At 53.6% G+C, this 13,010-nt stretch carries 11 protein-coding genes; 10 read left to right on the forward strand and 1 reads right to left on the reverse strand.

Going from position 1 to position 13,010, the window contains the following annotated elements; genetic code table 11:
- Positions 1 to 62: 62 nt before the first annotated feature.
- The 9 genes from rlmN (at position 63) to VH187_RS21425 (ending at position 9,880) form a co-directional block, all read left to right on the forward strand.
- Complete coding sequence (gene rlmN, locus VH187_RS21385) at positions 63 to 1,229, forward strand: dual-specificity RNA methyltransferase RlmN (protein ID WP_329703447.1); 1,167 nt, start codon at positions 63 to 65, stop codon at positions 1,227 to 1,229.
- Between the two features lie 265 nt (positions 1,230 to 1,494).
- Positions 1,495 to 2,520: a cytoskeleton protein RodZ gene (gene rodZ, locus VH187_RS21390; protein WP_329703448.1), complete on the forward strand. Its 1,026-nt coding sequence runs from the start codon at positions 1,495 to 1,497 to the stop codon at positions 2,518 to 2,520.
- A 26-nt stretch (positions 2,521 to 2,546) separates the two neighbouring features.
- On the forward strand, positions 2,547 to 3,668 hold the full coding sequence (gene ispG, locus VH187_RS21395; RefSeq protein WP_329703449.1) for a flavodoxin-dependent (E)-4-hydroxy-3-methylbut-2-enyl-diphosphate synthase: 1,122 nt from the start codon (positions 2,547 to 2,549) through the stop codon (positions 3,666 to 3,668).
- A 95-nt stretch (positions 3,669 to 3,763) separates the two neighbouring features.
- Positions 3,764 to 5,038: a histidine--tRNA ligase gene (hisS, locus tag VH187_RS21400; protein WP_329703450.1), complete on the forward strand. Its 1,275-nt coding sequence runs from the start codon at positions 3,764 to 3,766 to the stop codon at positions 5,036 to 5,038.
- A gap of 33 nt (positions 5,039 to 5,071) precedes the next feature.
- Positions 5,072 to 5,692: a YfgM family protein gene (locus VH187_RS21405; protein ID WP_329703451.1), complete on the forward strand. Its 621-nt coding sequence runs from the start codon at positions 5,072 to 5,074 to the stop codon at positions 5,690 to 5,692.
- A 10-nt stretch (positions 5,693 to 5,702) separates the two neighbouring features.
- Complete coding sequence (gene bamB / locus VH187_RS21410) at positions 5,703 to 6,881, forward strand: outer membrane protein assembly factor BamB (protein ID WP_329703452.1); 1,179 nt, start codon at positions 5,703 to 5,705, stop codon at positions 6,879 to 6,881.
- A gap of 83 nt (positions 6,882 to 6,964) precedes the next feature.
- A complete protein-coding gene (gene der, locus VH187_RS21415; RefSeq protein ID WP_329703453.1) occupies positions 6,965 to 8,443 on the forward strand; it encodes a ribosome biogenesis GTPase Der in 1,479 nt (492 codons plus the stop codon).
- 73 nt (positions 8,444 to 8,516) lie between these two features.
- Positions 8,517 to 9,608, forward strand: a complete 1,092-nt coding sequence (locus VH187_RS21420) for a Gfo/Idh/MocA family oxidoreductase (protein ID WP_329703516.1) — start codon at positions 8,517 to 8,519, stop codon at positions 9,606 to 9,608.
- 50 nt (positions 9,609 to 9,658) lie between these two features.
- The gene (locus VH187_RS21425) at positions 9,659 to 9,880 is read left to right on the forward strand and encodes a zinc ribbon domain-containing protein (RefSeq protein WP_329703454.1); all 222 of its coding nucleotides are present in this window, start codon (positions 9,659 to 9,661) and stop codon (positions 9,878 to 9,880) included.
- A 64-nt stretch (positions 9,881 to 9,944) separates the two neighbouring features.
- On the opposite strand, the gene xseA is transcribed toward VH187_RS21425, so the two are convergent.
- On the reverse strand, positions 9,945 to 11,318 hold the full coding sequence (xseA, locus tag VH187_RS21430) for an exodeoxyribonuclease VII large subunit (protein ID WP_329703455.1): 1,374 nt from the start codon (positions 11,316 to 11,318) through the stop codon (positions 9,945 to 9,947).
- 161 nt (positions 11,319 to 11,479) lie between these two features.
- Between xseA and guaB the strand changes: the two genes are divergently transcribed.
- Positions 11,480 to 12,946 (forward strand): IMP dehydrogenase, encoded by a 1,467-nt coding sequence (guaB, locus tag VH187_RS21435; protein ID WP_329703456.1) that lies wholly within the window; start codon positions 11,480 to 11,482, stop codon positions 12,944 to 12,946.
- Positions 12,947 to 13,010: the final 64 nt, after the last annotated feature.

Raw genomic sequence — 13,010 nt, forward strand, 5'->3', positions numbered from 1 at the left:
GGGGCGTTTCTTTTTCAACCCTCCAGGGGCCATAACGTGTAATAACGAGGCCGGAAAAAATTATGTCTGAATTAGTTAATACCAGTGAAGTCATCACACCTGCGGTGCCCAATAAAGATGCCAAAATCAATCTGCTAGATTTAAATCGTCAGCAGATGCGCGAGTTTTTCAACAACTTAGGTGAAAAGCCGTTCCGCGCCGATCAGGTGATGAAGTGGTTGTATCACTACTGCTGTGATGACTTTGATGAGATGACTGACATCAATAAAGTCCTGCGCGGTAAGCTCAAAGAAGTCGCTGAAATTCGTGCTCCGGAAGTCGTGGAAGAGCAGCGTTCTTCAGACGGCACCATCAAATGGGCTATCGCCGTGGGCGATCAGCGCGTTGAAACGGTTTATATTCCTGAAGACGATCGCGCCACTCTGTGCGTGTCTTCACAGGTCGGCTGTGCGCTGGAGTGTAAATTCTGTTCCACAGCGCAGCAGGGCTTTAACCGTAACCTGCGCGTTTCGGAAATTATTGGCCAGGTCTGGCGTGCGGCGAAAATTATCGGCGCACAGAAAAAAACCGGCGTGCGTCCGATCACCAACGTGGTGATGATGGGCATGGGTGAGCCACTGCTCAATCTGACGAACGTGGTTCCCGCGATGGAAATCATGCTCGATGATTTCGGTTTCGGGCTGTCTAAACGTCGCGTTACGCTCTCAACTTCAGGTGTTGTGCCTGCGCTTGATAAACTCGGTGATATGATTGATGTCGCGCTGGCGATTTCACTGCACGCGCCGAATGATGAAATCCGTGACGAGATTGTACCGATTAACAAAAAGTACAATATCGAGACATTCCTTGGTGCCGTACGTCGTTATCTGGAAAAATCTAACGCCAATCAGGGCCGCGTAACCATCGAATATGTCATGCTCGACCACGTCAACGATGAAACCGATCACGCGCATCAGCTTGCCGAACTGTTGAAAGACACGCCTTGTAAGATAAACCTGATCCCATGGAACCCGTTCCCGGGTGCGCCGTATGGCCGCAGTTCTAATAGCCGAATCGACCGTTTCTCCAAAGTTTTGATGGGCTATGGCTTTACCACGATTGTGCGCAAAACCCGCGGCGACGATATTGATGCCGCCTGTGGTCAGTTGGCAGGCGATGTTATCGACCGTACCAAGCGTACGATGCGTAAACGCATGCAGGGTGAACCTATCGCGGTAAAAGCAGTCTGACAGACCGTACCCCATACACGTTTTTCTGTATGGGGTCTAAAATGTTTAAGGAATAACCGAAACGCACTGATCCGATTAATAATTACGGTGCGTTTCTGCCCGGTTTGAGGCAGTATGTAACGAAGCAACAATAAGTTAGCCTGATGTATCAAAGGCAAGCCGAACAGGTTGATACTGTCTGTCAAATGACGGGCAATGAGATGTTTCGCGGTGGTGGATAATTCCGCCACAGGACCTTAAATTTACGTACCAGCAGCTGTAGCGAATGAATACTGAAGCCACTCAAGACTCACAAGCAGCACAAAGCACGGGGACGCGTCTGCGTAACGCCCGTGAACAACTCGGACTCAGCCAGCAAGCTGTCGCTGAACGCTTATGCCTGAAGGTTTCCACGGTTCGCGATCTTGAAGACGATACAATGCCTGCGGATCTCGCTTCAACCTTCCTGCGTGGCTATATCCGTTCCTATGCTCGCCTTGTTCATATCCCTGAAGAAGAGCTTTTGCCAATCCTCGAGAAAGAGGTTCCGGTTCGTGCGGCTAAAATGGCGCCGATGCAGAACATGTCTCTGGGCAAGCGCCGTAAAAAGCGTGATGGCTGGCTGATGAGCTTCACCTGGCTGGTTTTGTTTGTGGTCATTGGTCTGACTGGCGCGTGGTGGTGGCAAAACCATAAAGCGCAGCAGGAAGAGATCTCCACGATGGCCGATCAATCCAGCGCAGAATTGAATGCGAACGACAGCAGCAATGGTCAGAGTGTTCCACTGGATACCAGTGGTGCACAGGACCAGGCGCCTGACGCGACAGCGGATAATTCGCAAGCTGCGCCAGATGCTAACGCAACGGCTCCGGCCGTAACCGCACAGACAGCACCTGAACAAACCGCGCCTGCGGTGTCTCCGGACGCTCAAAGCAATGCGGTGGTTTCACCTTCTCAGGCAAATGTCGACAATACCGCGACAGCGCCAGCAAACCCTGAGGCTCCACTACCGACCGATCAGGCCGCAGTCACGCCAACGGCTGGCGCCAATGCGCTGGTGATGAATTTCAACGCTGACTGCTGGCTGGAAGTGAGCGACGCTACCGGTAAAAAACTGTTCAGCGGTTTGCAGCGCAAAGATGGCACACTCAATTTAGACGGTCAGGCACCGTATAAACTTAAAATCGGTGCGCCGTCTGCAGTACAAATTCAGTTCCAGGGTAAACCTGTCGACCTGAGCCGCTTTATCAGAACAAACCAGGTTGCACGTCTGACCCTGAATGCTGAAGAATCAGCGCCACAGGCTCAGTAACAGACGCGTAACGCGGGAGATTTTACATGCATAACCAGGCTCCGATTCAACGTAGAAAATCCACACGTATTTACGTTGGTAACGTGCCAATCGGCGATGGGGCACCTATCGCCGTCCAGTCTATGACCAACACGCGTACCACTGATGTGGCAGCGACGGTCAATCAGATTAAAGCCCTTGAGCGCGTCGGCGCGGATATCGTCCGTGTTTCCGTTCCAACCATGGATGCGGCAGAAGCGTTCAAGCTTATCAAGCAACAGGTTAACGTCCCGCTGGTGGCCGATATTCACTTCGACTATCGCATTGCGCTGAAAGTGGCTGAATATGGCGTTGACTGCCTGCGTATCAATCCCGGCAATATCGGCAGCGAAGAACGCATTCGTATGGTTGTCGACTGCGCCCGTGACAAAAATATTCCTATCCGCATCGGCGTAAATGCCGGATCGCTGGAAAAAGATCTGCAAGAGAAGTATGGCGAGCCGACGCCACAAGCGTTGCTGGAATCTGCCATGCGTCATGTCGATCATCTCGATCGTCTGAACTTCAGTCAATTCAAAGTCAGCGTAAAAGCCTCTGATGTGTTCCTGGCTGTGGAATCTTATCGCCTGCTGGCTAAGCAGATTGATCAGCCACTGCATTTAGGGATCACCGAAGCGGGCGGCGCACGTGCCGGTTCTGTAAAATCGGCGGTTGGCCTCGGTTTACTCCTTTCCGAAGGGATCGGCGACACCCTGCGTATTTCACTGGCGGCAGATCCTGTCGAAGAGATCAAAGTCGGTTTCGATATTCTTAAGTCTTTGCGTATCCGCGCTCGCGGGATCAACTTCATTGCCTGTCCGACCTGTTCGCGCCAGGAATTTGACGTGATCGGCACCGTGAATGCGCTGGAACAACGCCTGGAAGACATCATTACGCCGATGGATGTTTCAATCATCGGTTGTGTGGTCAACGGTCCGGGTGAAGCACTGGTTTCAACGCTCGGCGTCACTGGCGGCAACAAGAAAAGCGGCCTGTATGAAGACGGCGTGCGTAAAGATCGCCTCGACAACGACGACATGATTAGCCAGCTTGAAGCGCGTATTCGTGCCAAGGCGAGCATTCTCGACGAAGCCCGTCGTATCGACGTCCAGCAGGTTGACGCAAAATAACGTATTGGGAAGCGGCGCGCTTCCCGTGTATGATTGAACCCGCAGGCGCTACCTAAGCGTCAGGGTTCATTTTTGTATCTATAAAGAGAAAAAACGTGGCAAAGAACATTCAAGCCATTCGCGGCATGAACGATTACCTGCCGGGCGAAACCGCTCTCTGGCAGCGCATTGAAGGCACTTTGAAACAGGTGCTCGGCAGCTACGGTTATAGCGAAATTCGTTTGCCGATTGTAGAGCAGACCCCGTTATTCAAGCGCGCGATCGGCGAAGTGACCGACGTCGTTGAAAAAGAGATGTATACCTTCGAAGACCGCAATGGCGATAGCCTGACGCTGCGTCCTGAAGGGACTGCGGGCTGCGTACGCGCCGGCATTGAGCATGGTCTTCTGTACAATCAGGAACAGCGTCTGTGGTACATCGGTCCGATGTTCCGCCATGAGCGTCCACAGAAAGGGCGCTATCGTCAGTTCCATCAGTTGGGCTGTGAAGTCTTTGGCCTGCAAGGCCCGGACATCGACGCCGAACTGATCCTGCTCACCGCCCGCTGGTGGCGTGCGCTGGGTATTTCTGAACATGTCAGCCTTGAACTGAACTCCATCGGATCGCTGGAAGCGCGCGCAAATTATCGCGAAGCGTTGGTAGCGTATCTGGAACAGTTCAAGGACAAGCTCGACGAAGACTGCAAACGTCGCATGTATACCAATCCGCTGCGCGTGCTGGATTCGAAAAACCCGGACGTGCAGGCGTTGCTTGATAACGCGCCTGCGCTGGGTGATTACCTCGACGAAGAGTCTCGCGAACACTTTGCTGGCCTCTGTGCTCTGCTCGACGATGCTGGCATTGCATATACCGTTAATCAGCGCCTGGTGCGCGGTCTCGACTACTACAACCGTACCGTTTTCGAATGGGTCACGACGAGCCTTGGCTCCCAAGGAACCGTGTGTGCTGGTGGCCGTTATGATGGTTTAGTGGAACAGCTTGGTGGTCGTGCTACCCCATCGGTTGGCTTCGCAATGGGCCTTGAGCGTTTAGTTTTACTGGTTCAGGCTGTTAATCCGGAATTTAAAGCGGATCCTGTTGTCGATATATACCTGGTAGCATCAGGCACCGGTACTCAGTCTGCCGCTTTGCGTTTGGCTGAAGCGCTGCGTGATGAGATGCCAGCCATCAAACTGATGACCAACCACGGTGGTGGTAACTTCAAGAAACAGTTCGCTCGTGCAGATAAATGGGGCGCTCGCGTCGCATTGGTACTGGGTGAATCTGAAGTGGCCGACCGCAATGTCGTGGTAAAAGATTTGCGCTCTGGTGAGCAGACGACTGTAACGCAGGACAGCGTTGCCGCGCATTTGCGCACACTGCTGGGCTAATCGCCCGGGACTATTATTCAGGAGAAGAACTGCGTGGAAGTCTACAGTAACGATAACGAACAGGTCGACGCACTCAAAACTTTCTTTGCTGAGAACGGCAAAGCGCTGGCAGTGGGCGTTGTGCTTGGGATTGGAGCGCTGGTTGGCTGGCGCTACTGGACCTCGCATCAGGAAGGTAACTCACGTCAGACCTCACAGGCCTATGAAAGCGCCGTGAGTACCCTGAAAGCGGACAAACCTGAAACCTACGGCCCGGTTGAAAAAATCGCGACCAACGAAAAAAATGCTTATGGCGCATTTGCCGCCCTGGAACTGGCTCAGAACTTTGTCGATGCCAACCAGCTGGATAAAGCAGAAAAACAACTGCAACTGGGATTGGCTGCGGCGCCTGATGACAACCTGAAATCGGTTATCAATATGCGTCTGGCCCGTGTTCAGCTGCAAATGAAACAGCCTGATGCAGCACTGAAAACCCTTGAAGGCATTAAAGGGGATGGCTGGACAGCAATCGTCGCGGATTTACGCGGTGAAATCCTGTTAAGCAAAGGCGATAAGCAGGGGGCTCGCGCCGCCTGGGAAGCTGGCGTAAAAAGTGATGCTTCACCAGCGCTCAGCGAAATGATGCGCATGAAAATGAATAATTTGTCCATCTGAGAGGGACCCGATGCAATTGCGTAAATTACTTTTGCCAGGACTGCTATCTGTTACGTTATTGAGCGGCTGTTCACTGTTTAACAGCGAAGAAGACGTTGTAAAAATGTCCCCGCTGCCAACGGTTGAAAACCAGTTTACCCCGACGACCTCCTGGAGCGAATCCGTAGGTAGCGGTATTGGTGATTTCTATTCCAACCTCCACCCGGCTTATGCCGATAGCGTGGTGTATGCAGCGGATCGTCAGGGTCTTGTGAAGGCTCTGCACGCGGAAAGCGGGAAGGAAGTGTGGTCTGTGAATCTGGCTGAGAAAGACGGCTGGTTCTCCCACCTACCGGCGCTGCTGTCCGGTGGTCTGACCGTGAGCGGCGGCCATGTGTATGTTGGCTCAGAAAAAGCACAGGTTTATGCGTTAAACACCAGCGACGGCACTGTTGCATGGAAAACGCCTGTTGCGGGTGAAGCATTATCACGTCCGGTTGTCAGCGACGGCGTTGTGCTTATCCACACCAGCAATGGCCAGTTGCAGGCACTGAACGAAAGCGATGGCGCCATCAAATGGACCGTTAACCTCGACATGCCTGCACTTTCCCTGCGTGGGGAATCGGCTCCAGTGACGGCCTTTGGTGCAGCCATTGTTGGCGGCGATAACGGTCGTGTAAACGCCGTGTTGATGCAGCAAGGTCAATTGATTTGGCAGCAACGTATCTCCCAGGCGACTGGCCCGACTGAAATCGATCGCCTGAGCGATGTGGACACTACGCCTGTTGTCGTTGATGGTGTTGTTTACGCCCTCGCGTACAATGGCAACCTGACCGCGCTGGATCTGCGCAGCGGCCAGATCATGTGGAAACGTGAACTGGGCTCGGTGAATGATTTTGTCATCGACGGAAACCGTATTTATCTGGTCGATCAGAACGACCGTCTGCTGGCGCTCAGCACCGATGGTGGTGTGACGCTGTGGACGCAGAGCGATCTGCTGCACCGTTTGCTGACTTCGCCTGTGCTGTATAATGGCAGCCTGGTGGTTGGCGACAGCGAAGGTTACATGCACTGGATTAACCCGCAGGATGGCCATTTTGTTGCTCAGCAGAAAGTGGACAGCTCAGGTTTCCTGACCGATCCTGTAGTGGCCGATGGTCAACTGCTGATCCAGGCGAAAGACGGTACGTTGTACTCCATTACGCGTTAAGTCTGTTCGCAGTATGCATTGCAAACGGCTCCTGTTTTAGCAGGGGCCGTTTTATTGTTTTTAGAATTTAAGAGGCATTTATCATGGTACCTGTGGTCGCGCTTGTCGGGCGCCCTAACGTTGGCAAATCCACGCTGTTTAACCGTCTGACGCGCACGCGAGATGCGCTGGTCGCGGATTTCCCGGGTCTGACTCGTGACCGTAAGTACGGTCGTGCTGAAGTGGAAGGCCGCGAGTTTATCTGTATTGATACCGGTGGTATCGATGGCACTGAAGAAGGCGTGGAAACGCGCATGGCGGAACAATCGCTGCTGGCGATTGAAGAAGCTGACGTAGTGCTGTTTATGGTCGATGCTCGTGCGGGGCTGATGCCAGCGGACGTCGCTATTGCTAACCATCTGCGTTCTCGTAAAAAAGCGACCTTCCTGGTTGCTAACAAAACTGACGGCATCGACCCGGATCAAGCCGTAGCTGATTTCTGGTCTCTGGGTTTAGGCGATATTCACCCTATCGCTGCGTCTCATGGCCGTGGTGTGACCAGCCTCATCGAACAGGCTTTGCTGCCGTTCATGGACGAGATTGCACCGGTAGAAGAAGTGGACGAAGACGCTGAATACTGGGCGCAGTTTGAAGCCGAGCAAAATGGTGAAGAAATTGAAGAGCCAGAAGACGATTTCGACCCACGCAGCCTGCCTATCAAACTGGCTATCGTTGGCCGTCCTAACGTTGGTAAGTCAACGCTAACTAACCGTATTCTCGGTGAAGACCGCGTAGTGGTTTACGACATGCCGGGCACCACCCGTGACAGCATCTACATCCCGATGGAACGCGATGAGCGTGAGTACATTCTCATCGACACCGCCGGGGTGCGTAAGCGTGGCAAGATAACCGAAACTGTCGAAAAATTCTCGGTTATCAAAACGTTGCAGGCGATTGAAGACGCGAACGTGGTGATGCTGGTCATCGATGCCCGTGAAGGCATTTCAGATCAGGATCTCTCGCTGTTAGGCTTTATTCTCAATAGTGGGCGCTCACTTGTTATTGTGGTCAACAAATGGGATGGCCTGAGCAATGAAGTGAGAGAGCAGGTCAAAGAAACCCTCGATTTCCGTCTGGGCTTCATCGACTTCGCCCGTGTGCATTTCATCTCTGCCTTGCATGGTAGTGGTGTTGGCAACCTGTTTGAATCCGTGCGTGAAGCTTACGACAGTTCAACACGTCGTCAGAGCACCGCAATGCTGACCCGTATCATGACAATGGCTGCTGACGATCACCAGCCGCCGCTGGTACGTGGCCGTCGCGTGAAACTGAAATATGCGCACGCGGGTGGCTATAACCCACCGATTGTGGTGATTCACGGCAACCAGGTAAAAGACCTGCCGGATTCTTACAAGCGTTACCTGATGAACTATTTCCGTAAATCGCTGGACGTCATGGGCACGCCAATCCGTATTCAGTTCAAGGAAGGGGAAAACCCGTTCGCGAACAAACGCAACACCCTGACACCGAATCAGATGCGTAAACGTAAACGTCTGATTAAGCACATCAAAAAAGGTAAGTAAGCACCTCTGTCCTTCTGGTGCGGAACTCACTCTAACCCGCCTGATGGCGGGTTTTTTGTCTTTGAGGTTGATGATGAAACTTGGGTTTGTTGGTCTTGGCGCGGTGATCGACACCGCCTATCTGCCTGCGCTTAGGCGCCTCGGTATTTCTCCTGAACATTGCTTTGGCTTCGATACTGACGTGTCGCGAGCGCCTGTGGGTATTCAGCGCTGCCATTCGCTCGACGCATTACTGGCGACAAACCCGCAAATGGTGTTTATCACAACCGGTTCGCTATGGCATTTGCCTGTGCTGGAGCAAGTGTTGAAATCTGCGGTGTCACGGATTGTGGTGGAAAAGCCTGTCGCCGCTACGCTGGAGCAACTGGCGCAGTTGCAGGTTTTGCTCGCTTTGCCGGAGAATGTGAATCGGGTGTTGGCGCTCGATCACTGGATGGCGCGTGACGGAGTGGCGCAGTTGGTGCGGGGAAATCCTGAAAGCGACTGGATAGCCGAAGCCGATGACCCGAGTATGCGTGCGCAGATTTCATCGCTTGCAGACATTGTGAAGATTGAAGGCTATTTGCAGGAGCCGAGCGGGTTTAACGCCAAAGGTGAACCGATAGCCTTAAATTTCGCGACAGGCGAACCAGACACCCGACAGCTTCGTCACCCTGACGGCGTGATTGTCGATATCGGTACGCATGTGTTGGCGATGATGCATGAAACCCTGGCCGCAATGGGGGCCACTAATCAGCTCAGACTCACATTATGTGAGGCCAAAGATCGGCTGGGTAACGCGATTACGACTGGCGATATCACAACGGCCGAAGGCAGCGCGCATCTGAAAGGTGAGTTGTGTGGCATTCCGCTGGAAATGTGGCTGAACAAATACGCCGGGCCATCTGGGGGGCAGAAAGGTATTCGTCTGCATTTGCGTAACGGCATGGTGCTCAGCCAGGACAGACGAGGCGCTCACGAAGTGCTGGAAGTGTGGCAGGGTGAAAAAGTTCAACGCTGGACGCTGGAAGGCCCGGTATACGATCGCTGCCTGGGGCGTCTTATTCTCGGGGCAAACAACGTGTTTGAACGCACGCCTGAGCAGATCAGCACGCTCACCCAACGTCGTATTACCGAAGTGACGGCGCTCCTGCAATTACAGCAGCAACTGCGCGGCCCACATTGATGATGTGGTAAAATAGCCGTAAGATTTTGCGTATCAGCAAGGAGTGAACGATGGAACTGAACTGTCCGGTTTGTGATGCTCAGATGGAGTTGCAGGGCGATAAAGCCCATTGTGCGAAGTGTCAGCAGGATTATGCGTTGCAGGCGCTGTGCCCGGAATGCCATAAGCCGCTGGAGGTGTTAAAAGCCTGTGGGGCGGTGGACTATTTCTGCCAGAACGGTCATGGGCTGATTTCGAAAAAACGCGTAGAGTTCGTGCCTGTCTCGCAGTAAAACAGCTTTAACGCCCGGTGGCGCTGCGCTGACCGGGCCTACTGAGACAGAAAATACGGCGTGATTATTTTGCTTTACGGACGCGAGTTTTTTTCACCGGTGTGATTTTTGTTACTTCACTTTCCACCACGCCATCTTCCAGACGCGTTGTCAGTTTGTCACCCGCATTCACCTGTTTCGCTTTCTTCACCAGTTTGCCATCGGCGGCGGTCGTGACGCTGTAGCCGCGTGCCAACGTGGAAAGCGGGCTAACGGCTTCAAGATGCGTAACCGCATTGCCAAACCTTTCGCGAGTGGTACTAAGCTGCGCACGAAGCGTTTGCGCCAGACGGTATTCCAGCTGCTGAATGCGTGTCTGTGCCCGGTAAATGCGCGGCTGTGGATTCTGTTGATTCAGGCGCTGAATCACTCGCTGCTGGCGTTGCGTGCTCTTCTTCAACTGATTATCCAGCGCAAAGCTCATGCGTTGACGCAGCCTGTCGAGTACCGTTTGCTGACGCGCGAGGCGCAACTGCGGATGCTGTTGCTGTAAACGATGCTGGAGTTGTGAGAAGCGGCGATTACGGTTGGCAATAAAGTAATCCATCGCCATTTCCAGCCGCTGCTGGGCTGACTGTACCTGGCGCAGCAGCTCCAGTTGGTTGCGGCTGACCATTTCCGCAGCGGCAGAAGGCGTGGGAGCACGTAAATCGGCAACAAAATCGGCAACGGTGACATCGGTTTCATGACCGACGGCGCTGACAACGGGAATGCGGCTGGCAAAAATCGCCCGTGCTACGCGCTCATCGTTAAAGCTCCATAAATCTTCCAGCGAGCCGCCGCCACGCCCAACAATCAGCACGTCGCACTCCTCACGCAGATTCGCCCGTTCAATCGCACGCACAATTTGCGCAGGCGCATCGTCGCCCTGGACCGATGTCGGGTAAATGACGACCGGCAGCGAAGGATCGCGGCGTTTCAGAACGTGAAGAATATCATGCAGTGCGGCACCGCTTTTGGAGGTGATCACCCCGACGCAGTGCGCAGGTGAAGGCAGAGGCTGTTTGAATTGCTGGTCGAACAGCCCTTCCGCTGAAAGCTGGGCTTTAAGCTGCTCATATTTTTGCTGCAACAACCCTTCGCCCGCAGGTTGCATGCTTTCGACGATAATCTGGTAATCGCCGCGTGGTTCGTACAGCGTAATATTGGCGCGAACTAAAACCTGCTGTCCGTGCTGCGGTCGAAACGTAACGCGTCGATTGCTGTTGCGAAACATCGCGCAGCGCACCTGAGCGTTATCGTCTTTGAGCGTGAAGTACCAGTGGCCGGAAGAGGGCTGGGAAAAGTTGGAGATTTCGCCGCTGATCCACACTTGCCCCATTTCTTGCTCGAGCAGCAGACGCACCGACTGATTGAGGCGGCTGACGGTAAAAATTGAGGGGGATTGAGAAGGTAACATGTGAGCGAGATCAAACTTTAAATCAGCAGGTTATTCAGTCGATAGTAACTTGCTCAGACGCGATCGCAAGCATTTTTTGCAAAAAAGTGTGGATGCAACCGATTACGCTCTGTATAATGCCACGGCAATATTTATTAACCATCCAGGTAGAGATATTGCCCATGCTACGTATCGCCAAAGAAGCACTGACGTTTGACGACGTCCTCCTCGTTCCCGCTCATTCCACCGTTCTGCCGAATACTGCCGATCTCAGCACGCAGTTGACCAAATCCATTCGCCTGAACATTCCTATGCTCTCCGCAGCCATGGACACCGTGACGGAAGCGCGCCTGGCAATTGCCCTGGCTCAGGAAGGCGGCATCGGCTTTATTCACAAAAACATGTCGATTGAGCGCCAGGCGGAAGAAGTTCGCCGCGTGAAGAAATACGAATCCGGCGTTGTTTCTGACCCACAAACCGTTCTGCCAACAACCACCCTGCAAGAAGTCAAAGAACTGACCGCCCGTAATGGTTTTGCTGGTTATCCTGTTGTGACCGAAAGCAACGAACTGGTCGGTATCATTACCGGTCGTGATGTGCGTTTCGTGACCGATCTCAGCCAGCCTGTCAGCGTGTACATGACGCCGAAAGAGCGTCTCGTCACCGTGCGCGAAGGCGAGTCTCGCGACGTGGTGTTCGGCAAAATGCACGAAAAGCGCGTAGAAAAGGCGCTGGTGGTTGATGCGAATTTCCATCTGACCGGCATGATTACCGTAAAAGATTTCCAGAAAGCAGAACGTAAACCACAGGCATGTAAAGATGAACATGGCAGCTTGCGCGTCGGTGCGGCTGTTGGCGCGGGTGCGGGTAACGAAGAGCGTATTGATGCGTTGGTCGCTGCTGGCGTTGACGTACTGCTGATCGACTCCTCACATGGTCATTCCGAAGGCGTTCTGCAACGTATCCGCGAAACTCGTGCGAAATACCCGGATCTGCAAATCATCGGTGGCAACGTCGCGACGGGCGCAGGCGCGCGTGCGCTGGCTGATGCTGGTGTGAGCGCGGTGAAAGTGGGTATCGGTCCTGGTTCTATCTGTACCACCCGTATCGTCACGGGCGTAGGTGTACCGCAGATCACCGCTGTAGCCGATGCCGTTGAAGCGCTGGAAGGGCTGGGCATTCCGGTTATCGCCGATGGCGGGATCCGTTTCTCTGGTGATATCGCGAAAGCTATCGCCGCAGGCGCAAGCGTAGTGATGGTCGGCTCTATGTTGGCAGGAACTGAAGAATCGCCAGGTGAAATCGAACTTTACCAGGGCCGTTCTTATAAATCTTACCGCGGTATGGGATCGCTTGGCGCGATGTCTAAAGGTTCTTCTGACCGTTACTTCCAAAGCGATAACGCTGCCGACAAACTGGTGCCGGAAGGGATCGAAGGCCGCGTGGCGTACAAAGGTCGTCTGAAAGAAATCATTCACCAGCAGATGGGCGGCCTGCGCTCCTGTATGGGTCTGACTGGCTGTGGCACCATCGACGCGCTGCGTACCAAAGCGGAATTCGTCCGTATCAGCGGAGCGGGCATTCAGGAAAGCCACGTACATGACGTGACCATCACCAAAGAATCCCCGAACTACCGCATGGGTTCTTGATTATTTCCCGCGCCCGGCATTAGCCGGGCGCTTTGATTTTGTTTCACTTGCCCTGGAATTATCG

The sequence above is a fragment of the Scandinavium sp. genome (genome assembly GCF_036271055.1).
Classification (GTDB): domain Bacteria; phylum Pseudomonadota; class Gammaproteobacteria; order Enterobacterales; family Enterobacteriaceae; genus Scandinavium.

Coding starts and splice junctions, on each gene's coding strand:
- rlmN (WP_329703447.1), top strand. CDS start 63: ATGTCTGAATTAGTTAATACCAGTGAAGTCATCACACCTGCGGTGCCC.
- rodZ (WP_329703448.1), top strand. CDS start 1,495: ATGAATACTGAAGCCACTCAAGACTCACAAGCAGCACAAAGCACGGGG.
- ispG (WP_329703449.1), top strand. CDS start 2,547: ATGCATAACCAGGCTCCGATTCAACGTAGAAAATCCACACGTATTTAC.
- bamB (WP_329703452.1), top strand. CDS start 5,703: ATGCAATTGCGTAAATTACTTTTGCCAGGACTGCTATCTGTTACGTTA.
- der (WP_329703453.1), top strand. CDS start 6,965: ATGGTACCTGTGGTCGCGCTTGTCGGGCGCCCTAACGTTGGCAAATCC.
- VH187_RS21420 (WP_329703516.1), top strand. CDS start 8,517: ATGAAACTTGGGTTTGTTGGTCTTGGCGCGGTGATCGACACCGCCTAT.
- VH187_RS21425 (WP_329703454.1), top strand. CDS start 9,659: ATGGAACTGAACTGTCCGGTTTGTGATGCTCAGATGGAGTTGCAGGGC.
- xseA (WP_329703455.1), bottom strand. CDS start 11,318: ATGTTACCTTCTCAATCCCCCTCAATTTTTACCGTCAGCCGCCTCAAT.
- guaB (WP_329703456.1), top strand. CDS start 11,480: ATGCTACGTATCGCCAAAGAAGCACTGACGTTTGACGACGTCCTCCTC.